At 43.4% G+C, this 22,944-nt stretch carries 32 protein-coding genes; 1 reads left to right on the forward strand and 31 read right to left on the reverse strand.

Annotation, left to right across the window (positions count from 1 at the left end):
- Positions 1–9 precede the first annotated feature (9 nt).
- The 20 genes from traU to PZ638_RS21010 form a co-directional block, all read right to left on the reverse strand.
- Positions 10–996 carry a conjugal transfer pilus assembly protein TraU gene (traU, locus tag PZ638_RS20915; protein WP_110592870.1) on the reverse strand — a complete coding sequence of 329 codons (987 nt, stop codon included), beginning with the start codon at positions 994–996 and terminating at the stop codon, positions 10–12.
- Positions 996–1,628, reverse strand: a complete 633-nt coding sequence (gene traW, locus PZ638_RS20920) for a type-F conjugative transfer system protein TraW (protein ID WP_110592869.1) — start codon at positions 1,626–1,628, stop codon at positions 996–998. Before traW ends, traU begins: the two co-directional genes overlap by 1 nt.
- Before the next feature lie 10 nt (positions 1,629–1,638).
- Positions 1,639–2,064: a type-F conjugative transfer system protein TrbI gene (gene trbI, locus PZ638_RS20925; protein ID WP_110592868.1), complete on the reverse strand. Its 426-nt coding sequence runs from the start codon at positions 2,062–2,064 to the stop codon at positions 1,639–1,641.
- Positions 2,040–4,652, reverse strand: a complete 2,613-nt coding sequence (traC, locus tag PZ638_RS20930) for a type IV secretion system protein TraC (RefSeq protein ID WP_110592913.1) — start codon at positions 4,650–4,652, stop codon at positions 2,040–2,042. The genes trbI and traC overlap by 25 nt, the downstream gene beginning before the upstream one ends.
- Positions 4,653–4,729: 77 nt before the next feature.
- A complete protein-coding gene (gene traV / locus PZ638_RS20935) occupies positions 4,730–5,299 on the reverse strand; it encodes a type IV conjugative transfer system lipoprotein TraV (protein WP_144396002.1) in 570 nt (189 codons plus the stop codon).
- A gap of 72 nt (positions 5,300–5,371) precedes the next feature.
- Complete coding sequence (locus PZ638_RS20940; RefSeq protein ID WP_110592866.1) at positions 5,372–5,695, reverse strand: hypothetical protein; 324 nt, start codon at positions 5,693–5,695, stop codon at positions 5,372–5,374.
- Between the two features lie 12 nt (positions 5,696–5,707).
- Positions 5,708–6,400 carry a GNAT family N-acetyltransferase gene (locus tag PZ638_RS20945; RefSeq protein WP_110592865.1) on the reverse strand — a complete coding sequence of 231 codons (693 nt, stop codon included), beginning with the start codon at positions 6,398–6,400 and terminating at the stop codon, positions 5,708–5,710.
- A gap of 20 nt (positions 6,401–6,420) precedes the next feature.
- The gene (locus tag PZ638_RS20950; RefSeq protein WP_110592864.1) at positions 6,421–6,678 is read right to left on the reverse strand and encodes a hypothetical protein; all 258 of its coding nucleotides are present in this window, start codon (positions 6,676–6,678) and stop codon (positions 6,421–6,423) included.
- A gap of 114 nt (positions 6,679–6,792) precedes the next feature.
- Positions 6,793–7,026 carry a hypothetical protein gene (locus PZ638_RS20955; RefSeq protein ID WP_110592863.1) on the reverse strand — a complete coding sequence of 78 codons (234 nt, stop codon included), beginning with the start codon at positions 7,024–7,026 and terminating at the stop codon, positions 6,793–6,795.
- Between the two features lie 8 nt (positions 7,027–7,034).
- Entirely contained in the window at positions 7,035–7,397 is a 363-nt protein-coding gene (locus tag PZ638_RS20960) for a hypothetical protein (protein ID WP_110592862.1), read from the reverse strand.
- Between the two features lie 19 nt (positions 7,398–7,416).
- Positions 7,417–7,908 carry a transcription/translation regulatory transformer protein RfaH gene (gene rfaH / locus PZ638_RS20965; protein ID WP_110592861.1) on the reverse strand — a complete coding sequence of 164 codons (492 nt, stop codon included), beginning with the start codon at positions 7,906–7,908 and terminating at the stop codon, positions 7,417–7,419.
- An 8-nt stretch (positions 7,909–7,916) separates the two neighbouring features.
- A complete protein-coding gene (locus tag PZ638_RS20970) occupies positions 7,917–8,111 on the reverse strand; it encodes a hypothetical protein (RefSeq protein WP_110592860.1) in 195 nt (64 codons plus the stop codon).
- Between the two features lie 52 nt (positions 8,112–8,163).
- On the reverse strand, positions 8,164–9,534 hold the full coding sequence (locus tag PZ638_RS20975) for a TrbI/VirB10 family protein (protein WP_110592859.1): 1,371 nt from the start codon (positions 9,532–9,534) through the stop codon (positions 8,164–8,166).
- Positions 9,527–10,297: a type-F conjugative transfer system secretin TraK gene (gene traK / locus PZ638_RS20980; RefSeq protein ID WP_110592858.1), complete on the reverse strand. Its 771-nt coding sequence runs from the start codon at positions 10,295–10,297 to the stop codon at positions 9,527–9,529. Before traK ends, PZ638_RS20975 begins: the two co-directional genes overlap by 8 nt.
- Positions 10,278–10,850, reverse strand: coding sequence for a type IV conjugative transfer system protein TraE (traE, locus tag PZ638_RS20985; RefSeq protein WP_094962780.1), 573 nt, complete (start codon positions 10,848–10,850; stop codon positions 10,278–10,280). Before traE ends, traK begins: the two co-directional genes overlap by 20 nt.
- Positions 10,851–10,862: 12 nt before the next feature.
- Positions 10,863–11,168 carry a type IV conjugative transfer system protein TraL gene (traL, locus tag PZ638_RS20990; protein ID WP_094962781.1) on the reverse strand — a complete coding sequence of 102 codons (306 nt, stop codon included), beginning with the start codon at positions 11,166–11,168 and terminating at the stop codon, positions 10,863–10,865.
- Between the two features lie 32 nt (positions 11,169–11,200).
- Entirely contained in the window at positions 11,201–11,575 is a 375-nt protein-coding gene (locus PZ638_RS20995) for a type IV conjugative transfer system pilin TraA (RefSeq protein ID WP_094962782.1), read from the reverse strand.
- Between the two features lie 247 nt (positions 11,576–11,822).
- Positions 11,823–12,008: a TraY domain-containing protein gene (locus PZ638_RS21000; RefSeq protein WP_110592857.1), complete on the reverse strand. Its 186-nt coding sequence runs from the start codon at positions 12,006–12,008 to the stop codon at positions 11,823–11,825.
- A 117-nt stretch (positions 12,009–12,125) separates the two neighbouring features.
- Positions 12,126–12,815, reverse strand: a complete 690-nt coding sequence (locus PZ638_RS21005; RefSeq protein ID WP_110592856.1) for a helix-turn-helix transcriptional regulator — start codon at positions 12,813–12,815, stop codon at positions 12,126–12,128.
- Between the two features lie 230 nt (positions 12,816–13,045).
- Positions 13,046–13,435 carry a relaxosome protein TraM gene (locus tag PZ638_RS21010; protein ID WP_110592855.1) on the reverse strand — a complete coding sequence of 130 codons (390 nt, stop codon included), beginning with the start codon at positions 13,433–13,435 and terminating at the stop codon, positions 13,046–13,048.
- A gap of 458 nt (positions 13,436–13,893) precedes the next feature.
- Between PZ638_RS21010 and PZ638_RS21015 the strand changes: the two genes are divergently transcribed.
- Entirely contained in the window at positions 13,894–14,340 is a 447-nt protein-coding gene (locus PZ638_RS21015) for a transglycosylase SLT domain-containing protein (RefSeq protein WP_272577165.1), read from the forward strand.
- Between the two features lie 108 nt (positions 14,341–14,448).
- On the opposite strand, the gene PZ638_RS21020 is transcribed toward PZ638_RS21015, so the two are convergent.
- From PZ638_RS21020 to PZ638_RS21070, 11 genes are all read right to left on the reverse strand, one after another.
- Positions 14,449–15,315 (reverse strand): LPD29 domain-containing protein, encoded by an 867-nt coding sequence (locus PZ638_RS21020; protein WP_110592853.1) that lies wholly within the window; start codon positions 15,313–15,315, stop codon positions 14,449–14,451.
- Between the two features lie 76 nt (positions 15,316–15,391).
- Complete coding sequence (locus PZ638_RS21025; RefSeq protein ID WP_110592852.1) at positions 15,392–15,871, reverse strand: antirestriction protein; 480 nt, start codon at positions 15,869–15,871, stop codon at positions 15,392–15,394.
- 464 nt (positions 15,872–16,335) lie between these two features.
- Positions 16,336–17,145: an N-6 DNA methylase gene (locus PZ638_RS21030; RefSeq protein ID WP_231137046.1), complete on the reverse strand. Its 810-nt coding sequence runs from the start codon at positions 17,143–17,145 to the stop codon at positions 16,336–16,338.
- 52 nt (positions 17,146–17,197) lie between these two features.
- Positions 17,198–17,440: a hypothetical protein gene (locus PZ638_RS21035; protein ID WP_110592850.1), complete on the reverse strand. Its 243-nt coding sequence runs from the start codon at positions 17,438–17,440 to the stop codon at positions 17,198–17,200.
- A gap of 89 nt (positions 17,441–17,529) precedes the next feature.
- Entirely contained in the window at positions 17,530–17,868 is a 339-nt protein-coding gene (locus tag PZ638_RS21040; protein ID WP_110592849.1) for a hypothetical protein, read from the reverse strand.
- 96 nt (positions 17,869–17,964) lie between these two features.
- Positions 17,965–18,216 carry a hypothetical protein gene (locus PZ638_RS21045; RefSeq protein WP_110592848.1) on the reverse strand — a complete coding sequence of 84 codons (252 nt, stop codon included), beginning with the start codon at positions 18,214–18,216 and terminating at the stop codon, positions 17,965–17,967.
- 532 nt (positions 18,217–18,748) lie between these two features.
- Positions 18,749–18,925 carry a hypothetical protein gene (locus PZ638_RS21050; protein WP_181420523.1) on the reverse strand — a complete coding sequence of 59 codons (177 nt, stop codon included), beginning with the start codon at positions 18,923–18,925 and terminating at the stop codon, positions 18,749–18,751.
- A 228-nt stretch (positions 18,926–19,153) separates the two neighbouring features.
- Positions 19,154–19,420 (reverse strand): hypothetical protein, encoded by a 267-nt coding sequence (locus PZ638_RS21055; protein ID WP_110592847.1) that lies wholly within the window; start codon positions 19,418–19,420, stop codon positions 19,154–19,156.
- A gap of 13 nt (positions 19,421–19,433) precedes the next feature.
- A complete protein-coding gene (locus PZ638_RS21060) occupies positions 19,434–20,156 on the reverse strand; it encodes a plasmid SOS inhibition protein A (protein WP_272524407.1) in 723 nt (240 codons plus the stop codon).
- A 41-nt stretch (positions 20,157–20,197) separates the two neighbouring features.
- Positions 20,198–22,198: a ParB/RepB/Spo0J family partition protein gene (locus tag PZ638_RS21065; RefSeq protein WP_275612221.1), complete on the reverse strand. Its 2,001-nt coding sequence runs from the start codon at positions 22,196–22,198 to the stop codon at positions 20,198–20,200.
- Positions 22,199–22,260: 62 nt separating this feature from the next.
- Positions 22,261–22,551: a hypothetical protein gene (locus PZ638_RS21070; RefSeq protein WP_110592844.1), complete on the reverse strand. Its 291-nt coding sequence runs from the start codon at positions 22,549–22,551 to the stop codon at positions 22,261–22,263.
- Positions 22,552–22,944 lie beyond the last annotated feature (393 nt).

Below are 22,944 nucleotides of genomic sequence, written 5' to 3' on the forward strand. Positions count from 1 at the left end.
GACCTCGTGTTAGAGGAAAACGCAGTTACGTTTACGCCAGATGAGATAACCGAAGTTTTTACGACTGTTGGGTGAAGCATGCCCCGTTTGCCAGCGCATCACCGAGCGCCCAAAGGGATGACATTGTGCGGTATCCGGGTACATATTCACCATTTGATAGCGATAACGGTCTTTCGGGATAATGGGCGACGGATAGGTGTAGCACACCTCCTGATTCTTCCCGACGCTGTTCATCACCAAACCTTGCCGATGTAACTTAAACGCCATTCGCTCAGACAGCAGAACCGAGGAAGCCTGCGGACTAAATTCATTGCCCGTATATCCCGTAAACGGATACATACTGCCTTGTGAACCGGCACACCAAAAGAGTGCATTTAACGGCTTACTGCCAATACTGGCAATCGCATCGGCGGCGCACGCCCCTTGCGCGATGGGATTGGCAAAGACAAAGGCTTCAGGGGCAATAATCGACGACAACGAACTGTCATTCCACAGTGGGTCTAGCTCCGACAAATAGGCGATATCCATATCCCCACGCTCTAAACAGCCTGCCGAGGTAATGATATTGAGCCAATAGGTCAGTGGGTATTTGTACCAATGGACATGGTAAAACGCCCCTTGGGTGGCAGGGTCATTTTGCGTGCCTTTTCCCGCGCCCATTTTACCGACATTGATGTTAAAGCCACCTAAATTCACCATGCAATACGGTGAACGGGTCACATCGGTCAGGGCAAAGGGCTCCCAATAGCCAATCGCTAAACCAATGCGGTATAAAATCCCCATCGGGCAAATTTGTATCGGCATCGAGGGGTTTTCTGTATCCGGTGCCACACCAGGGAAAACAGGCACATTACCAATCGTCATGGGAAACAGGCAATCCCAACAAATATCGGTGATCGGATTAACAAAATTTCCCTCACATAACGCATCGGCTTTCGTGGGGGCTGACAGAAAAACACTGCCGAGTAAACACGCACTGACAAGCCATTTTTTCATTAGCGCCCCTCCTGCATTGCCGCCGACACGATTTTGAGTTTGTCGCCCTCTTGTGTGACCACCGCCGGAATGTACTGAAGCCCGAGTTGGCGACTTAAACTGCCCCCTTGGTCAAAGAACACGCGCGTATTCAGTGCCTGCGTCGCCTCTTTGATATTGCCGTTGGTTAAAATAACTTTATAACGCAAGGTCGCAGGCTGCTGTGCGTTCATCCATGCGATTTGGCGCGGATCATCTGCATCCAGAAAGTACAGGGTTTGCCCCAGTGCCACATGACTCAGCGGATTTATTTTGTCGCCTTGACGGGCAAACATCACACCATTGTGGTCAGCATAATCCCCTTGAACCGTAAACGTCGGGTCGTACCACACCGTATGTGCTTCGGTATCGGTACTGAGCCAATCCACAGGCGGTGGACGCAGGGTATTTTCAATCACACGATCTTTAAAATCTTGCTGCATCTGCGCAATTTCCCCTGTACCCTCCATTTGTTTTAACCGCCCCTGGATAAAGTCCAACATGCTTTGCTCTTGAACGGGGTAGACATCGCCCCATACACCGAGATCTTTGGCAGTAACAAGGCAGGGTAAACAGAACAATACCGCTAACGTAGACTGTCGAATTCGCTTCATCTACCCTCCTTTATTGCGCCATTTTGTCGGCGATCGCGGCTTGAATATCGACCGTGATATCTTCTGCGCCCATCACCACCGCAGGTGTGACTAAAATCAGAGCCTGATGTTCATGTTGGTACTCAGATAAACTGTCACTGAGCGCCATTTGAAAACGGTGAGTGGCATCGGCAATTTGTTGCTCACTCAGCGGATTTTCGGCGTTAAACTGCATGGCCATTTGTTGCTGATATTGGTTAACCGTGCCCGCCATGTCGAAAGTGACGGTAACGGGAGCAAGCCAACGCACCACGAACACCGAAATACTGAAACTCAGGACCACGGCAATCACCATAAAAAAACTCATGGCCTTCAAGCAGGCTTTGCGCCGACGGCTCACGCCCCGTGCAGGCGTTTTTTCTGCTTTTTCGACTAATGTCGTGTTTGGGTCTGCCATTGGGATAAGGCCTCCATTTCTCTTGGGAATTTTTGTTGGGCTAACGCCAATAACGTGGCTTGCTGGGAAAGTCCCTGTGCCGCGGCATTTTCACGGAACTGGTAGTCTTTCCCATCGGTGGAAAACAAGGTGCGACTGATGGGATCAATCAACAATCGGTGATAAGACACTTGCCCTGCCACCCGTAACATAAAGGCACTAAAGTGCGCCTCTTTTGCCGAGGGGAAGCCTTCCACCACGGTACGTTCCAACACGTTAAACTGGTCGGGGTTTTTCTGGTTATATTTACGGAACGACTCCAAGTTTTGACGCAAGATAATTTTGTACGACGAGTTACTCCATGCGGCTTTCGCAGCCACACTTGCATCCTCACCATCGAAATCCTCAATCCCTTGAGAAATGGTAATGTAGGCACCACGATGTTTACGGGCGGTACGATAGCCTCCTTCAATAAAGTTACCGACAAAGCTATTTTCACTGTCGAGTAGTTTCCAACCTTCATCGATGATGGCGGCTTTTTTAATGTCCCGTGGAGATAAGTACATGCGCTGTTCAATAAAGATCATCATGGAAAACATGACGGCGGCTAACAAGTCAGGTTTATTTTGCAGACCGCCCATTTCCAGTACGGTAAACCGCACATTGTCATTAAGGGCAGGATTAGGGCTATTGAAATACTCCCCGTACAGCCCCTTAGTCGTGTATTTTTGTAATGAAACAACAATCTCGTGCATCTTATTACGCACAGAGTCAGCGTCTTCAAAAACACCGTGCTCTAATTGCCACGTTAAGTACTCTGAAATATCATCGATAAGCACCGCATTACCCTGACGTTTACTCGGTGCCGCCCCCTCCCAAACATCTTGAACCGCGTTCAACAAGATAGATTTAGAGGTGTCATCCATGTCCCCTGACGGATTGGCCAGCACCAATAGCAAGTCGCGAATGCTCTCCGCCGCCTCTTTAATATTGACGACCCCCGCAAACGGGTTGAATTTAAGGTCACGAGCATCCACGTAAACGCCCCCAACACTTTCACACAATCCTTTGTAGGATGCGCCCATATCCAAGACATAGGCCCAACCGCCACTGTCGAGAATTTGGCGAATAATGGCTTGCACTAAGAAGGACTTACCGCCCCCCGAGGTGCCACACACCCCCATGTTGTAGTTATCGTTCCCAAGCCCCGAATCATCATCAAAGATATCGAGATAAGACAACTGGTTACGATACGAGGGAATAGGTAACCCACTGCGACAAATGCGGTTATCAGCAACCACAGGCAACAAGTTGGCCACGTTAAAAGCATTAGCCCGTAGTGTGCCATTCGAACGTTTCATATCGCCCCACAAGCCCTCTTGCATAACAAACGGAAACAACGCCATGTAATTACGCAATTGCATAAAACTCGGGGGTGATAGGGTTAACCCATTGCTATTAAAGGTATTCATTAGGGCCATTTCAGCATTCAGGGCTTTATCGTCATCATCTTCACAAAATAACGTAATACCATAACTGTATCGTGCGAGCGCCGATTGCCCTTTACTCAGCTGTTCTCGGATCTCAGTCCACTCTTTCGCCTGTTGTTTCACACCTGGCACCCAACTGGAGAACTTGGATTCTGCACGTTTGTTAAAGGTGGCTGATTTGGTCATCGATTCATTTTGGGTTCGGACTAAATCTTCGACTTCCAACGTCAACGTAATAGCAAACGGGCATGACACGGAAGCCGCAGGGTCAAGTAAATTGCTGAGATTATCGCCCCCTTGCCAGAGTGCAAACCGCTGCGGGTTTTTGGCTAGGCTGTAGTTAAGTATCCGCGTATGTGATTTTTTCCCCTTTTCATCCATTAAGCTCTGATGCATGGCTTCGGGTTTCAGCTCCATCACGAACGAACGGTCAACACACTGCGCATTGAGTTCTTCATACGGTTCGATTTCGTCGGACGGCTCGGCAATATTGTGATGACGAAAATTCACCATTTCACGCACCAACTTGATTAAGCCTTTATCATCCAATCGCTCCGAACCGATACTGGCGCCGAGGAGGGATTGCTGCACCACACTCAAGGTTTGATTCAAATTTTGCAGCGTCAACGCATCCGCCCGTTTAACGGGTTCGGCATAGATGACAAACAGGCGATAGTTCCGCAGTGTTAATGGCAAGCCTTGTTTATTGGCTAAACCATTCATCGCTCCATTTTCATAGTAAGCACGAGTAATGGCATTGAATTTTGATGCCAACTCCCCATCCCAGCTAAAGTCCTTGAGGCCGTAATCCAACATGCCGCTGATGCATTTACTGCCGAGCAACAAAAAGGTGAGTGGGGTTTTGCGCGGCAATTTGTTGCGCAGGAAATAATCCAGTGCATCGACAATTTTATCGTTCGCACCAATCAAGGGAGCACATTCCAACACAAACCCAGCCGTCTCTTTGTTAATAAAAAGCCCTGAGTCGGCGTCATAATAGCGATAGGGTAAGACGCTGCTAAAGGAGGGATAGTCCATCTCCTCCAGTGCTTCATGGGCTTTGCGTGCCCCATCAGGTTGTTTCCAGTTAGAGAGGAGTCCTTTGAATAGGCTCTCCATAAACGGGGATTCACCCGCATCTTTTGCATGGGGATTGCCGAGTTGCTTCAATTTTTGCAAGAAGCCACGTTTTTGGGTCATTGTAACTGCTCCTTCCACTGGCCCTCTTTCACGACAAAGGAAACGACGGCCGGTTGATAAAAGTTTTGCTCTTCATCAATCCACGGAGCTATCCATAACCGCGCGGTACTCGCGGGAAGTCGAACTGGGGGCGCCATACCAATATCAGCCCAACCCGACCACGTTTGGGTTGGCTGTGAAATGGGAGGTAATGAATTAGCCGGAACCGATTTTTTTACGGGCGCAGATATCGTTTCAAATGCCCCCAACGCGTTCACTGTCTGTGAGGAGGCGCGATTATCCTGCACCACAGTCCGAACTGTTTGAGCCGGAGACGCAGTTGTTACAACAGGTATGGTAGGTGTTGCCAACGGCGCTAACCGCGGCAGCTCTGCTCGCTTTTGGGATGTGCCCTCACCATTAGCAGGATGGTTCCAAGACACATTTTGCTGTGCCGCTTTTTGGTTGGCTTCTTCCATCGTCATACAGCTGTCTTGCGCCGTGGCATTGCAATCAAAGGAATCTTTCATGCCCGCAGTACAACCAGCGAGCAGGGTTAATACGCCTAGAATGAGGAGCTTTTTCATAATTAAACCTTTTTGAATACGAAGTGGGTAAAAAGAAGAGAACAACAAGAAATATCGAATAAAAAACGTGAGTTAACTGAATTTAATGGCGAGTCCTACGGAAAAGAAAAACACATAAACACTAAGACATTTGATGATAAATAGGACCATTTTCTTGCGTGAAGGAAATCCGACTTTCCCTGAAATAAAGCTGGCTTTTCTATCGTCACCAATCATCAATACGACGATAATTGCACTGACGGAAACCAATATAGAAATATAGGGAATATCCCTGAATGACAAAGTAAAATAATCAACTAGGCATCCCACGAGGTTAATGACTACGATGCACAAATTAACTATCACAAAACAACGCATCACTTTAAATTGAAACAGTCGTTCTTCAGGACTGGTCATGATCCCCTCCATTTAAGTCAAGTTATTAACCCGATACCAGACTCGAACCCCAAAGAATGGGTTATTGTTATTCGCCAACAACCATTCTGGTGCCGTATTATCGACTGACTCAATATTGATGATGTGAATATCCACATCACTATTTTGATAGAGCCACCAATTTACCGTTTCAGACATCAATTGGGCTTTCTGTTCATCGGGCAATGTGGCTATTGTATTTTCAAGGGTGAACATTTTCGTTCTCACCGCATCGTAAAACCGTTTGTTTAAAAAGATTTTTGCATGCTCAACTTTATCGTAAGAAAGCCGACGCTTTATTGAGCCACTGTTTTGAACATCAAACCCACACGCCCTAAAAAAGCTCACACTCACGTTGTCAGTCGCACGCCCTGCAATGGCTGTGGTGAACGATCCCGAAAACTCATTAACGATACGTTCTATCATTTTTCGTCCAATTCCTGCTTGCCGAAAAAAAGGATGTATCGAAATACTGTGAATATGTGCGATATCCGTGTGGCTGGTAATTTTTGCAACACCTAGAACGGAATTTTTATATAATGCCTGACAAACACATTCACCGAGTTCGCTTGAGAATGAAATATGATAGTTATTGAGGATATGTTGTCTTTTCATCATCAACGCAATATCGGTCATTCTATTTTTAGTTGAAAAATGCGGTTGAGTAATTTGAGTTAAAAGTGTCATTAGGAGGTTACTCCATTCGCTTAATTATCCAATGTTGGAATTTTTTCCAAGTGAGACTGAATTTGGTCAAATAATTCCTCTACCGATAGGTTTAATTTAATATAACTTCCGGTTATCAAATCTATAAACGCACCGCCATTAAAGGTCGAAATCATATGAATAAGTTCAATTTGAAGCACTGTGACCTTGCCATTCCTATCGGTAACTTTCACTAAATGCCTTGGGTTATGGGCTGAATTATTGACTACCGATTGATTTGTCTCGTGTTTATCAAACATTAAATATCTCCGTAATCTCACTGATTAAAGTCATCAAATTGAGCAAAGTGACAGGTACATAATTAAATGGATGGGATAGAATGACTGAATACGAACCCGAAGGCTGAAATGAATTTAATCCTTCTCTTCGCATTGTTCGGGTATTTCCCTGATTTCAGGGGTATTCCAAATTGCATAGGCAACATCATTTTCAACGACTACAAGGCCTTGATGAGTACAGCCTGCACAGGTAATTTTATCTTTTTCAAATAGGAAATCTTCTGAGCCAAACTCGGTTTCGACAATACTGTTCTCACTGCCACATACCACGCAGCGCCCTAGCCAGTTAATCTTTAATTTGCGTTTCATATTAACTTTTAATTTAGCTTATTCATTTGAACATTGCTGTTCTGGTAGGCTTCAATGGCTTCTTTGTAATCACTCACAGTGACATTTTCAATCACATCACCGCACTTGAGCTTATTGGTGTTTGACTGAAATAATCCATTATCGTTATTAGTTTCAATGAGTTGACATTGTGTTGAGTAATATTCACCTTTACTCACAACCTCTGACTTATCTTCTTCATTTAATATTGCAGCCCCGAAAATCACTGCAGCGATAAGTAAAATCATCAACGCAAATACAGATGTCGCTTCACTCGCTTTACTTGTCGCAACAATGATTAACCCTAAACATAAAATGACAACCACGAAGACAATGAATATTGTACTTAACATCACTAGCTTCCTTATCCCGTTATTTTATGGCTTCAAAATTACGATTATCGACAACACGAGGCACTTCTTTGTTAAGGATCTTGAGAAGTAACACCGAACGAGCCTCCCCGTCAGGTTCACTGTAAATCGCGCGCACACCTTGGAAGATACCGTCATAAATGACCACTTCATCCCCTTTTTGCGGTAACTGCTCACTCACCTCTTTCATAAAATTCGGCACCATCAGAGTCGCAATGATTTCATCGGGCACCACCACAGGCAATTTGCCAAATCGCACAAAGTAGCTCACACCCCGCGTTGAGTTAATGGTCGAAAAATGGATCACTTCATAATCGAATTTCACAAATAAATAATTGGGGAATAAGGGCTCCATCACTTTGCGTCTCCGATTTCGCACCATTTTCTCCGCCTCATAACGCGGGGAAAAACTGTTCACACCTTGGCGTTCAAGATGTTCAATCGCTCGTAAATCTTGCCCTGTTTTGCAATACAATAAATACCATTTATCCATCTGTTCATTCACTTTTGTTGAGAGTCGTTATTTAAGATTTGAGTCACCCAAGCACTCAAACCGGTATAGATAGCGAGAAAAAGCAATCCATCCCAGCTGATGTCGGCACATACCAATATCACCGCAGGTGAAATGATGAGCCCCATAAGAAGGACCGCTTTTAATCGCGTTTTAGTGTTGTTTTTTGTGGGTAGAGTTAACATAACTGCTCCTTAGGGTTGCCCTGGTATTGGCGATAAGGAGGCGTGAAAGACGTTATTGTTGTGTTGGGTATTGCGGGTAATTTGTGGATGGCACCGCATCCCCGAGTGAGATTTCTTGTAGCGCTTGTTTTGTCACCGTAATGCCTTGATTGAGCGTTTGCTGAACAGGCTCAGCTACAGCATCTTTGCTTTTCTTTTTGCGCATCTGTTCAATAAATTCCAATTGGAAGCCTTCTTGGAAAACGACCGTGATTTCAATTCCAGCACCAATCGGGATCACCGGATGATATTGCTCAGCACGTTTAATGAAGTATTCAGACAACATTTTTCCGGATTGTTGAACACCGCCACCGACTCCGCCTCGTATCACATCTGCCATCGTGGTCGTACTACTGGCCCCGATACCAACGGTTTCGCTCCCCACTTTGGAAAAGCCTGAGCCGACTGCTTCGATAAATCCGCCACCAAAGGCATAACCGACTAGCTCACCATTTCGAATGACCGGTTCTCCCTTAATCCCATTTTTCCCCATAAAGGAAACATGACCTTTAAAGGGCATATCAATCGTATGGCCAAACAGCTTACAAGACAGACGGTCAGTACGAACAAGCCCGCGCTCACTGGAAATATCGCCATACACCCCCGCCGTCACCGCACACCCACTTAAATCATACTCTTCGTTATTTGGCATAATCAGCTTGCCTGTTAATCGAAACTGCATGGGCGAGGGATTACTGTTCCCCGTCACGGACGCATTGGCATCCGCGCCTTCAATCACCATCGCTTTGGCAAAACTCCCTGACGGGATATAGGGTAAAGCAGGTAAGTTGTTATCCACCTTGTCCTCTTCATACTCGATAGTCATCGAATGCAAGCCTTGCTTTAATGCTGGATTTACATTGATTTGAGGCTGACCGATGGGGTATTGCCCGCTTTGATAAAATGCTGTTGGCGGCGGGATAATCGGCTGACTGGCTTGACCATTGGGTGTCGGTATCGTGCCAACAGGCAGCGTTTGAGGTTGAGGTAAGGTATTGTCGCCATGGATCAAACCATTACTCACCTCATTCAGCTGGTCTTGCAACGTCGTTAAGTCTTTATCTTGTTGCTCAATTTTGTCGCGATACGCTTTATTTTCCTGCTCTAAACGTTCGATTCGGGCGTTTACGCTTTTCATCTGCTTGTCCACTTGTGATGCAGTGGATTGCAAATCCGCCATAGCCGCTTGCCCGACTTTACGGTCAAAGGTGGAAGAGACAACCCCCGTCATGTTCGGGACAGGCTTTTGTACCGTTTGTTTGGTTTTAGGTTTTGAGGGTTTGCTGAACCACCATGCAACCCCACCAATGGCACTGGCACCTAACGCCACCATTAAAAAAACCACGAGTTGTTTACGACGCGTTTTCACATTTAAATTAGCCATGCGTCACCTCATTACTCACCGTTAACCACACGGTTGCGGTCGCACCCGGTAACACCTGTTCGCTATACGGCGAAATCAATACTGCCCTTACCCCCTGCGCATTAAACAATCGCTCAGTGATCGGTTTAGCGTTGGCCGTGGTATTACGCACCGCCAGTTTGTATACCCGAACTTCGCCGCCATTCCACATTTCATCCGCAGACACCAGATACCCCGACGGTAATGACAAGGTTGGCGTAACGGTGACAGGTGCTTTAGCAAAACCTTGCGGGACTTCGCCGTTGAGTAATGCTTTATGCAGTCCAATCAGCATTTGGGGATAAGGCAGAGAACGCTCCCATTGCTTGGCGGCTGGCCGCTTCGCAGGGACTGACGACACCAACTGCAACACGCGACCATCCCGTTTTTGCGGAACCGCCACCACGGACACGGTCAAACCGCCTGCGGTACGGACATAAAAGGTAAACGGTTTAGTTTGCGTGGTCATCAACACGACCCCGCCACTGAGCTGCCCTGTTGCCCCTTTTTGATTGCCATTGATAAACATGCCTTGCGCACTGTCAATCGCGACAATCCGGTCGCCTGGCACCACCAACATATTCGGTTCACTGTTACTAAAGGGCACACGCACTTGCGAATCAGGCGAGACAGGAATTTGTACAGGTAAAGTTGCAGCGGGCTCCGCTAAACTGAAGGCAGAAAAGAGGCCCAAACTCAGGGCCAATAACGCCAGTTGACTTAACTTACTTTTTCTTCTTTTCATCGACTTGTACCTCAAAGCCCCCTATTGTCGTGAGCCCATTTGCGTACTTCAGAGTTAATCGTAATGTCACCCGTTCAGGTAGCGATTTACGGTTGCCAATCCACGTTTGGATATCACCGTGAATATCGACAATGCCAGAATTGGGATACACATCCATTCCGGACAAATAAAAGGCACTGGTGACATTGTTTTCAATGATTTGTTTCGCTTCTTCAGCCAAAATCTCTTGCATCTGCGGTCGCTGACTATTATCAAAAAATCGTAATAAGGCTTTGTGATTAGCTTTAACCGATTCTGGTGATACGTTGTAACGCAAGAAAATCAGCGACTGGGCGGTTTGTTCGAGGTAGTTGGCATCCGCATGCGAACGACTTAAGGTAAACGGGGTTTCAAAGAACTGCGGGATATAGGTCATTTCACGGCTATCAATTAAAGTGGCAATATTCGACCACGCCAGAATATTCCCTGTAATGCTTCCTCCTAATAAGCAAACTAATATAATGAAAATGAGTGATGTGAATTTGTGGGCAGATTTGGCTGCGCTCAGTTTCACCGTGACCTCCTGTTATTTTAACCAGAGCCTGAACGCGGAGTCGGGAAGTCGTTTGTACATTCCCTGAAAACAGAAGGAAGGCAAATACCAGTAACACGCATTAATCAGCCAATCTGTTCCCCTCCCTTTTTTGAAATACCTCAGTGCAAACCAGAGCAAAGCGCCAACGACAACCCCTGCAATATATTGCTTGTCCATGACTCCCCAGCATAATGGGAGAGCAATGGCACAGGTTTCATCGAGCGGTAAGCCGATTGGACGGCTTTGCTCCGTCAGCGTCTGAGGAAAGATGAATCGCTTAGCGCGCTCTTCTTCCATTACGCTGTTCCTTCAATACCAAATGACGTATCTTATGGTGTCACGCCTGGTGCACGGGCACGGATAATGGCAAAGATAATACCGGTGATCACAAAGAACACAGGGATTAACACGAATGTCGCCGGGTTGTGATTACGCAGATACATTAAGAAGACCAACACCACTTCCGCTAACATGAAGTAATAAATCAGTGTTGAATCTTCCCCGAAGCTGGCTTCTGCATCTTCACGCCCCGCGGCCATTAAGTCATCCGCCGCCATTGCCCCTTTAGAGACTAAAAATGCCATCATCGGCAAACCGATTAAACGGAATAAAGTTTTACCCAGTTTAAAGTTCATCGCATCAATAGCACGTTTAAATAATCCCTTCTTACGGGCTGGCGTATTTTCGATAGTCAGTTGTGACATAGCAATTTCCTTGTTAATAGATGTTTCATTATTTTCAAAATAAACCCTTAAAGAGTATTAGATAGTAATTGAGCTTTTAGCTCGCTTTATTCCTTCATTAAACACAAAGAAATAAAGCGTGATAAAAACATGATGAATTGAATGCGCTACCGCCCCAGCCCGACAAATCCATTTTTTAATGGCAAAGTCTTCCCGCTGTCTTTTTATTTAACAGTTTATAAAATCATGAAATTAGAATTTAAATAATTTATTTAGCTATGTCCCAGTAACTTCCTGTAATTTCATGTTCATTGTATAGGCTATAGACAAGTCTTAATAATGCTTCGTCTTGTTTAGAGCGACCAGCTGATTTAGCTGAATTAGCTAACAATTCATGAATTCTAGAAGAAATAGGGATAGTTAATCTTATCGCCTTAAATTTTTCAGTTGTCATTAACGTGAATTCCTAAGTGAAATTTTAAACACTATATCTAATAAAAAAAATAATGGAATTAGACAACTGCCCCATATTTACAGATTGTTACAAATATGGGGCGTTCGTCCAATTTCATTAGAACAGATGTATAAAGAAGTCTTTTAATAAATCACGAGGAATATATTTTTTCCATGAATAAACTTCAGCAACATATTTAAAGTTTCCCTCACCTAACAATTCCATTTTTCCATATACAGATTTCATTTTATTTTCAACAGTAGTTCTAGAAACATTTAGAAATGATGCTATTTGTCTATATGACATACCAGAAATAAACAACCATGCTATTTTCCATTCATCCTCTAATAACTCGTCAGATGGATTAACATTTTTAAACCTTTCCAAAGGAATTTTTTCAATATCTTTATCCTTACAAATTATATTAATATCATAAAGACTTAAATTATTTGTAAATAAACTAATAGCTTTTAAAAAAAATAAATCATCATTGAATCTTGAAATTTGAATAAAATAAATAGGAGGTTCTTTTAATTGACGATTAAGCGAATAAGAAGGAAAAGAAACCACAATGTCCTTTGAGGTTACATCCCCAAAATCACTTTTAAGAAGATTAGAAAAAGAAGGGTAAAAAATGTTATATAAAAATTGTTCAATACCTGTTAGCTTGAACAGGTTAGAAGCTAAAAAAACAGAGTTTTCGTTTAATATGGCCCATACTTCTTCATTTTTAAGATGAAAATCAAAAAAATCGATCAAAACCTCTTGTTTTATTACGCTTAGATCAATAGGATCACATGCAGACATTTAACCATCTCCTTTAGGCTAGGTTATCTGTTTAGCTCAATAAGGGAGGTCGTAACTCCTTTATTGAGCGATTCATATTTTTTCTATATACCAATCATGTTGGCATTGTTAAATAATAACTTTAATTAAATAAACAATCAATTATTAATTTTAATTAATGTGATGTTTATTATCAAAATTACATAATAAAATAATATTCTAGAGAAAATAGGTACCATATTGATTTTAAATTAATCTTCTGGGAAGAAATTATTAATTAGCATTTCTGTCTCACGTTTCATCTCAGCTATACCCTCCCTAAAATCATATCGGCTATCTTCTTTTATTTCATTAATATTAAATAACATCTGAAAAATCATTTGAATACATTGTCGTGTCTTTGTCGAATCTTCTAACATTTGCTTTTTATAAAGCTCCTCCCATGTCATTCCATTGTCATCTGTTTCATCTGATTTCTTTTTTAAATTCATCGTGACACGAACGCCAATATCCAGCATTTCTGAGCAGACGCTCGACATATTTGCATCTGCATGACTTGCCCCATCAGCCCGTCGTTCATCAACAATCGTTCTAATTGCATCATAAACTTTTTGTGACATATATACGTTTTGTCTTGCCATTTATTTAACCTATTTATTTGAGTGCTAATTGAGTGCCTATTAAAATCGATAGTATCATATTCTTAGTGCTTTAGAAGTGCTAATCTTAACTTTTTTAAGCACTCCATTAGTGCTAACATCTAGGCACTAATAGAGCACTGCAATTTTCAACTTATTGTTTTAACTTAATTAGCCACAAGATAGCCACAAAACAGCACTAACTTAGCCACATCTCAGCACTCTTTTAGCACTTAACATAAAGATTTTTAAAATTTTCACCTATTTATTTTTAATTAACGCCCTGATTTAATGATAAATTCTAGCAAAATGAAATTTTGCGTGGGGTGTGAGTTCTTTCTTTCAGAGGAGCATATTTATTGCTCCTCCTTTCTTTTGGCTTGCATTTAAATATTGCTTTATTTTTTAATTAAAATGGGCGATTCTGAGTTAAGAGAGATTATTATTAAATGGGGTTTTATATGCGAATAATCTGTATTCTCATTGCGTTATTTTTTTCACCGTTTTCATTTTCGTTTGATTGCTATGATAAAGCAGGAAATGATTATCAAATAGACCCTGATTTATTACGCGCGGTTGCCTTTCGTGAAAGCTCATTTCAACCAAATGCGATTAACCAAGCTTCACCGACGCGATACGCTATTGGCTTAATGCAAATTCATTCGCAAAACTTTAATGAATTAGCGCAGTATGGCATTACCGAAAATCAATTAAGGTTAGATCCGTGTATGAATATTTATACTGGCGCGTTTTATCTCGCGAAGTTTATTCGTATACAAGGGGATATCTGGAAAGGCGTAGGGGCTTATAATGCAGGGTTGAAAAAATCCGAGGCTCAAGAACAAAAAAGAAATCAATACGCGCTTGAGGTCTATCACATTTATCTTAACATTAAAAAAAATAACTAAACTTACTCCTTTTACTTTCTATTTTTAACGCTATAATCACGTTTAATATTAAGTAATGCATGTGGCTTAGTATTAAAACGAGAAACGCGCCTTTATGGCGCGTTTTCTTTAATAACTTGTTTTCCTTAGTACGCGATTAATTTCTCCGCCTATACCGTCATTTCCAATAATTTGTTCTCGTCCAATTTTGTATAATTTACCTTGATTAAAATTTTCAACGGTCATTAACGCGGTATCAAACTCATAAGACTCGCCATATTTTTCAATCAGTGATTCTATTGCTAATGCTTTTATTTCATCACTGTAATGACGATGTGTAAAAACATAATCAGCTCCACCATAAACTACGTTAAAAGGTGATGTATCACTATAATGATAATCAGTATAACTATCAAAACGCGATGTTTCGTATTTATTGATAATTGATTCGACTTCATCCACTGTTGGGCCATCTGTCCATGATACATGGTAAGTACTGTGATGTTGTTTACGTACTGAAAATTTTGTTTTTGGAAAATGTTTTTTTAATTCAGCGCGGATATTTTTACCGACTATTTTAATTTCCTTATCTGAATTAGAGGTTATCTGTGTTAAGTGCGAATATTCTGTGTTGTTTTTTTGGAATTCGACACCTTGTTTAAATTCATTTTTCTTTCGTTCTTCTTCGGCTTTTTCTGCTTGTTCATGTGCCTCAGCTTTTTCAATTAATGATTTAATGGTTTCTTGTTCAACCATTTCATCTTCAATTTTCCATTGTATGCCGTGCAAAATACTTTCCGGCAAACGATTAGTTTTATTCCCATTAAAGAATACGATATCAAATTCAGCATTGCCCCCTGTGACCATAACATTATACATATTCTTTATGCTTTGTGGTTTTTGCTCGCCATGAATATTAACAATAACCCCCTTGCCGAGATTATATAAATTAGTATAAACCACTTGACCAACCGATAATAATGTTTGCTGTTCCATATTCGTTTACCTTTTTCTGATTTATTGATTGATGGTGTTTAATGAAGCGCAAGCCTGAGACTTGCGCGGGATAGTGTTAATCAATGGCGTTTAATATTTTGGTTTGTGATTCAGGGGATAATGTGAAAATAAAATCCCGTAATTGATGAAAATAAGCAGAAATACGCTCACAATCTTCGTGATGCTCTTTTTCATAGGTCACAAATGAAAAATGACTTAACATCATTAAGGTGACAATAATTCCCGCTTCTTGAGCACTTACATCGTCCATAAATCCATTCGGTGAAGTGAGCATATAGCCTTTTGTCGGTTGCAGATAAAAACCACCATTCGACAACGTATAAAAATCCCAATAGCCGCCGTTATAGGCTACGGCGTTCCGAGTCATCCAGTGATAGATTGCATTTTCAAACGCAATACAGTAGCGACCTAATTTTGAAGGTAAAAACGTTAAACGAGCTTGAGCATTCTTCACCTCAATAGCCGTGATGACAATTTCGTCTTTTCCATTTCTTTCGTTAGATTCTCTCGCTGCAAGGTTTTGTTGTTGAGTCATTTTAGTGCCTCCTTTTGGGTTAATGATTTCTTTCGTCGAGTTCCTGCGCTGCAAAGGGCGTGCATAGAGGAAATGAGGAAGGAAGCAAGGGCGGAGGCAAAATTGTTGGAAAGCGCAGCGACAAGAATTTTGCTGGAGTGCACTTTACCCTTGCTGGATGACGAATTGAGTCTATGTTTAAGCCCGAGCGGAGGGGCTTGGCGAAAGATTAACAGCACAGTGGCTGAAAATGACGCAACTCGACTTGCGGCGAGAGAATCGAACCGCAAGGCGTCCTTTGAGCTTAACAACGTTAAGCGGTTAATCAGGGGCTGCTCCCGCAGGGAGCTTGCATCCCTGCCCTTTGCGCCACGCGTCAGCGTAAAAAGGCGCAGGGGTTGGTGTTGTCGGATTGAGCCTGGCTCGATGCCAGGATTAAGCCGATGCGCAAAAAAGGGGAATAAATCCCCTTGAAATAACGTGAATTAGGCGGTTAAAAAGGATTTAAAGCGGAATGAATTTAACATTAACATCGGGGTATATAGCGTTTGACGAACGTCCAGCGTTAAACTGTTACCAATATTCACAATCGCAGGTATTCCCAATAATGCCAGTTGGACGTAGCACATTCGGGCAGCAACCTCATCAATATCGGTACACACTGCAATCATTTGTGTTTGCGGATTAAAACCTTGCTGTAACACAGAATTAGCACAGGCAATCACCATTCCACCTGCGCCACACGTAGGCTCGCACACACTGATATAGCCATTTTGTTCAATTATCGCCCCACAATCCCCGATGATGAGATCACTCATGAGCTGGCTAACGTGAAATGGGGTGAAAAATTGCCCCCATGCCCCTTCGCCTAATTCAAGTGACATAAACACCGAGCCTAAAAAATCGGTGGCTTGTTGGTCTAAGCCGTTAACACAAAGGGCTAATAGTTTCGCAAACGCATCCAAATCCGCTCTTTCATAACGCGCAATCACGTTAAAGTAAGTTTGTTCCAATTCAGGGCACTGTTTCACGCTGTTTTCTAATGAAATCGCAGTAACATGAATAAAATCGCGAAACACCTCTACACGACTGTGATAACGTGCCGTTTGATTAAATAATTGAATAAATTCCTTGTGAAAATCGCGCTTTGATTTGGCGTTAACTGTGGTTAGATTTACTTTCTCGACTGTTTTATCTGTCTTTGTGTCTATCTTACTGGGCGAACCTGAGATAATAGGATTGGCTACTTTCACGGGTTGGCTTAAATCCACATCAAAAAAACTCAATTGTGACATATCGACGCTCCAGAACTGCCCCTGAAACAAAAAACAGGGGCAGTGAGTTAACTTAAATCCACGATTTACGCAGTTCTAAACAGCGCAAGAGTTGCCCCAAACACTGGTTATTCATTGCAGGAATGCGAACGGGCTTTTTGCGTTTAAGTTGTTTGTCGATATGCCGCGCCATTGCCCGATAGGTCGGTTCAATATCACGAATCGCGATATCGTGACGCACGACCCGACGTTTTGACACGGTGGGTATTTGGGGCTTTACAGGGTTGGCAGCGTATGCCATGATATTTGCGTTCATAGGAGCTACTCCTTTGAGTGAGTTGATGCCTTGAGTTCCTCGCTAAAGTCATTCAAGGCACGGATTAAGCAGGCGAAAGCCTGCTTTTTTCATTGTTGCGCTAGCAATCCAGCACAACGCACACGCGAAATAATTTGCGCGTGAGATAACGTTGATACATCCCGAAACGTGAAATAGCGCCCGTCCACTTTGACAAAAATGTCCGTCACGTTCCCCAAAAACATCTCTTGCAATTTAAAGGACTCCGTATTGTTATTGCCTTGCCAATCCAACGGGGGCATAACGGATAACGCATCCATAAATTGCATTAAGGTGATTTCTGTCGGGGCAGTTTTAGCCGCTTGTTCACGTCCTATCCAATACATCAATTCCGCGCTTTGGGTTTCTTGGTAACTGTCTGTTTCGTACTGCTCTAATGCGTGATACATACTCTTTCTCCTTTTATGATTTAGTAGTTGGCTCAATATCGAACAGGCTCGATATTGAATAGCGCGTTTAGATTTCGCGCTATTCAATAGGTCGCTTTAACGGTATTGGCGAACCTGTTTTTTAAACGTTTTAAGGTGGTTGGCGCTTTCAATTTCGCGGTAAGTTAAATCGGTGTTTTTTGTTCCATCGGTTAAGGCATAGTGGTAATTCATGTTCATTTTTTCCGCGAATTTCGTTTTTTTCAGAAAAGCGAAGAATTCAGCAATGGAATTGAAGTGATAAACGTCATCCGCTTGCCCTGTCACATTTTTCTTATGGGTTTCTGCAATAAAAACTTGATAATTCATGTTGATACTCCTTTTTTTGGCTTTTAACTCATCTTTCTGGAGGTTTTGGCGTGGCGGTGTTGACGTTCACCGATGGCCTCGTAGTTCTCTTTGAAAGTGTTAATTCATCTTACTGTCAGTTCAGTCGCGGCAAGGGCGATGAAGCCATCAAGGGAAAGGTTTTGCAGGGGCGCAACGCGGCGAAGCGAACCCTTGCAAGTTCTTGAGCTTGAGGGCGTAATCAATAGCCCTAGCGAATGGGCTGATAGTAAGAAAATAACCGTCGGGTGAGGAGGCAATCGGCCGACACGCAACGCGTGGCGTCTTTAACGGCCGTGCGAAGCACGAAATGCCGTGCCGTTAGGTTTCGCTTGCTATCCGAAGGACAGAGACGCTTGCGGCTCTGCGGAAACCCATTCGTAAAACGAATGGCGTTGGAGTGTAGGCGACAGCTCGAAGATATCGAGCTGCCGTAGGAACCCATAAGGGGTTATTGTGTTTTTTTAATAACTAAATTTTATAAATTTTAATTTAAGCTTTTTGTTAAAAAGCATTATCTCATTGTTTTAAACTCTAAAAACCAACGATACGTCATCGTGCTCTCAGGAAAATCCCATTTTTTTTTAACAAACCCCAAGGCTTTTACACTCAAACACTCGCTGGTTATGCCTGTTTCAAGAGAAATAAAGGGCAGTTCGGGTTTACCCGAACTGCCCTTTATTTCTCTCATTATTCAACGGTTCCTCAAGGTCGATGACACTGTCCACAGTAGGCAATTTTAATCGCACACCATCCCACAGTGTACTGTTATCAACCATTTACCCACTAAAGTCATCAATGACGCCCACTCGACCCGAAGCGATATACAGTAGAAAAAATGTTCCATTGTAATAACAATGAACACATTGTGTTTGTTTGCTTTTTAATTGCATCGTGAACTCACTAACTGTCTTGCATCCTAAAATAGCTCAAGACACGTCGCTAAAAATGCGCCTTTAACGTCCTGACTGGAGGGGTAATAATAGGTTGCATACCCATCTCTAGGCACCGCCTTGTAATATCCTACATTGATATCTTCACAAGCTAACCACGTTTCGCGGTCACTCTGTGAAATTTCATTCGCGGCAATTGCTGAGTTAATCACCGTTTCTTTTGAGTGCTCACCGCGCATCATTAACAACAAACTGTCTTCAGTTTCGAGTAAAACCACATTTGATTCGTTCATCGTCAACGCCCTTTTAACCGATTAATTTATTGGGAATGGCATAATTATCCAGTAATTGCTCACCGTATGATCGGGTATCGATATCCTCATTGAAATCCAAGAGAGCCGACCAAAACGGGGCAAAATCAAGGTATTTTCGCAAGTTTAAATTGTTAAATCTCGACGTCCAGTTCACAAGCAATTCAATCAAATCATACTCTTCAATCCCATCATGATTAAACCGGTTGTACCACGATTTAAACTCACTGGGGGTAATAAAGGCTAACTCAATTTCGGCTTGGGCTAATCGGTTTTGATACTGTTGCTGCGCTTTAATTTGGGCTTTTTGTCGTGCTCGGCTCACAACATGCACGTGAGACTGAATTTTTCGTTCCTGCCGTTCACGGTCACGGTAATCCAGTTCAGGAAAAAAATCACGCACATGATGATCACACAACGGCAACGGACAAAGATAACCACGGGAGTGAATAAACGTATCAAGGGCGGCAAGATAGCGATTTTTTGATGGCATTTCACGTTTATCGTCAAAAGATAACACTAACGTAAAGTGCAAATCTTTTGCGGTTATTGCCCCTTTATTCCCCGTAAAAAATCGAATTAACGCACACGCATAGGGATAGCGTTTTTGGTATTGCCCTTTTTGCATTTTATCTTCGACAAAGAGAATAGCTTTTGCGGCAGCATATTGACGGTCATTAAAAGGCACAAGGGCTAAATGGTTTGGAATAGTTGTCATGATTATTCACACTGCCCTTTCGGGCAGTGTCTCCATATTGATTATTGCGCGTTATCGGTGTGGTGAGTGTCAGCATTTACATCGAGAAAACAGCTCGGCAACCAATGGGTATCTTTAAGGGTATTTTCAGCCAACTCCGCAGCATCCCCTTTTTTCATTTTGACGGCTTCAAGGGCTTTATCTGATGCGCCTGCCTCGGCTAAACAATCGCTGATTTGGTCTTTACTGATACGCCCAAAGAAGTTGGTTTTGGTTGGCTGCCACCACTGGCGAAAATCAAAGGCAATCGCCTGTTCAATTGGACGCAAGGCTTTAGCTAACGTGTTATCGTGCGGAGTATGATGGTTCACTTCACTCAACGTTTGCGCGGAACAAAACGCCAGTAATGCGACTAAATCCGCTTGCTCCCACGTCAATAACCATGAGAAGTCGGCTTGCCATGCGTCAGGGAGACGCGCTGACCATGACTCAAATTGCGTATTGAGTAATTGCAATGCTTCACTGTCTTGGGCGGTCGGGGCATTTTTGAGTAACTCGTCCTGAGAAAGCGAAAATTTAATGTTAAATGCGGTTTTGGTATACGGTGAACCAAATACCTGAATACACGCATCATGAACCAAAATCGCCAGTGCCACGTTTGGATGTTGTGTTAATGCCGCTTGAACGGCTAACGTGCGCTCAGAAGAGAGACTTTTGCACAACGCTGCGCTGTAAGTAGAAACCGTCTCAACTTGAGTCGTAGATTGCTCACTCACACTTTCAGTTTCGCTTTTTGCTTCACTGCACTGTGACTCTTGCTGTGCTAAGTCAATGACGCCGCGGATGACACACGGTTCTCCATCACGGTCAAGGTAGACAACAACGCCTTTTGTTGCTTTTCTATCGGCTGTCCACGCTTGATTTTGGGTACGAGCTTTAATGTCTTCGATTTGCTTTTCGCAATCAGCCACGACTTGGCAAAGGTCAGCTTGTTCATTTTCGTCATCGGTTTCCCATGATTGCTGACGTAAATCAGTTTCACGAGTACGCAATTCAGCCAGTAAATCCGCAAATTCAGGGGGAATGACCGCCTCGGGCGCATGACTGAGAGACAAGGTTTCTGCGTCATTACCATAAAAGCTCGGACGCTCTAAACGTGCAGTACCGAACTGCCAACCCTCAAACTCGGCTAATAGTTCCGCACAAACAGTGAGTTTATCGAGTGCTAATTTTTCTAATAGTGGGGCATTTTCAATGAAGCCGGCTTCGGTAAAGAGGTCAATTTCAAGGGTTCCCCCTGCTTGCTCGTAAGCGTCCAACCCAACAAAATTCACCAGTCGGTTATTTTCGACGGGGGTTTTGGTTTCTTCAACCGCTTCACGCAAGTAGCATGGCTCTTTTTTCCACCCAATGGCATTGTTCCATACCATGACTTGACGGTCGTGGTCAGGTGTTCCGGCTAACGCTTGCAGTTGGTCAAGGGTAATATTGTCGGCATCCAACTCCGCTAACAGCTCGGGAGCCATGTTTGCTAAACGCAGACATTTTTTCACGTGGTGAGTGCTGAACCCTAATAAGTCACCGATTTCAGCCGCATTTTTGCCTGTTTTTTGTAGCTCGATAAACGCATGAAGTTGGTCGGCTGGATGCATGGCTTCACGTTGGCTGTTCTCCGTCAGGGAAATAATCAGCGCATCAGACTCCGAAACCATTTTAACAGGAACCGGAAAACTTGACGCTAAATGCCCTTTTGTCACCAATTGTTGTAACGCCAGTAAACGACGTTGACCCGCAGCAACCCCGTAGACGTCATTGTCCATCGGGTAAACCACCAAGTTTTGTAACACCCCGACCGCTTGAATACTGTCTGCCAGTTCGGACAAGGCTTTTTCATCCATTGGACGTTTACGCACATTGAGTTCACTCTGTACCAATGCCGATAACGGCAATACGTGCGCTTCCATGTTGTCCAATGCCTGATAAATCGCGTCGGCCTGAGCCGATTTTGTGCCTTTTTTTGCTTTACGTTGTTTTGGGTTAATGATAGTTTCTAATGTAGACATATTAATCACCTATGTAGTTTATTGTGTCTAAGCTAAGGGAGGCTCAACAACTCCCTTAGCACCTAAGATGCCTGAATCAATTCAGGACGCAGATAGAACATGTTGTTTAAATTGTCACTAAATCCAATCGGATAGCCGTCTTTCATAAAAATACTGTTGGAATCGAACGCATCACTGTGCAGCGTGATTTCTTCGTCGTATAACTCCGGTGAAATACCCCCCTCGAATAACTCCAATAACCGTGTTAATGGCGCAATGTAATGCAATAAATCCGCTTTCTGGTCATGCGTCAGTAGGTCTTTCCCCCTTCTTTCGTTAGATTCTGGAGCTGCAAGATTTTGATGTGATGACATTTTTGAATCCTCCTTTGTATTAATGATTTCTTTCGTCGAGTTCCTCCGCTGCAAAGGCCGTACATAGCCGAGACGAGGAAGCAAGCAAGGGCGGAGACAAAATTGTTGGAAAGCGCAGCGACAAGAATTTTGGTGGAGTGCACTTTACGCTTGCTGTATGACGAGATGAGGCTATGTTTTAGGCCAAGCGGAGGGGCTCGATGAAAGATTAATCACACAGGTGATGAAAATGGCAGCACCCGACTTGCAGCGAGAGAAGCGAACGGCAAGTCGCCATTAACGCTTAGCGCAGCTAAGCAGTGAACCAGGGGCGGTCCCGCAGGGAGCTGCACCCCTGCCCTTTGCGCCACGTTGAAAACGGTAAAAGGCGCAGTGGTTGACCTTTCAAGCCGG

This window comes from Providencia hangzhouensis (assembly GCF_029193595.2).
In the GTDB taxonomy this organism is placed as follows: Bacteria; Pseudomonadota; Gammaproteobacteria; order Enterobacterales; family Enterobacteriaceae; genus Providencia; species Providencia hangzhouensis.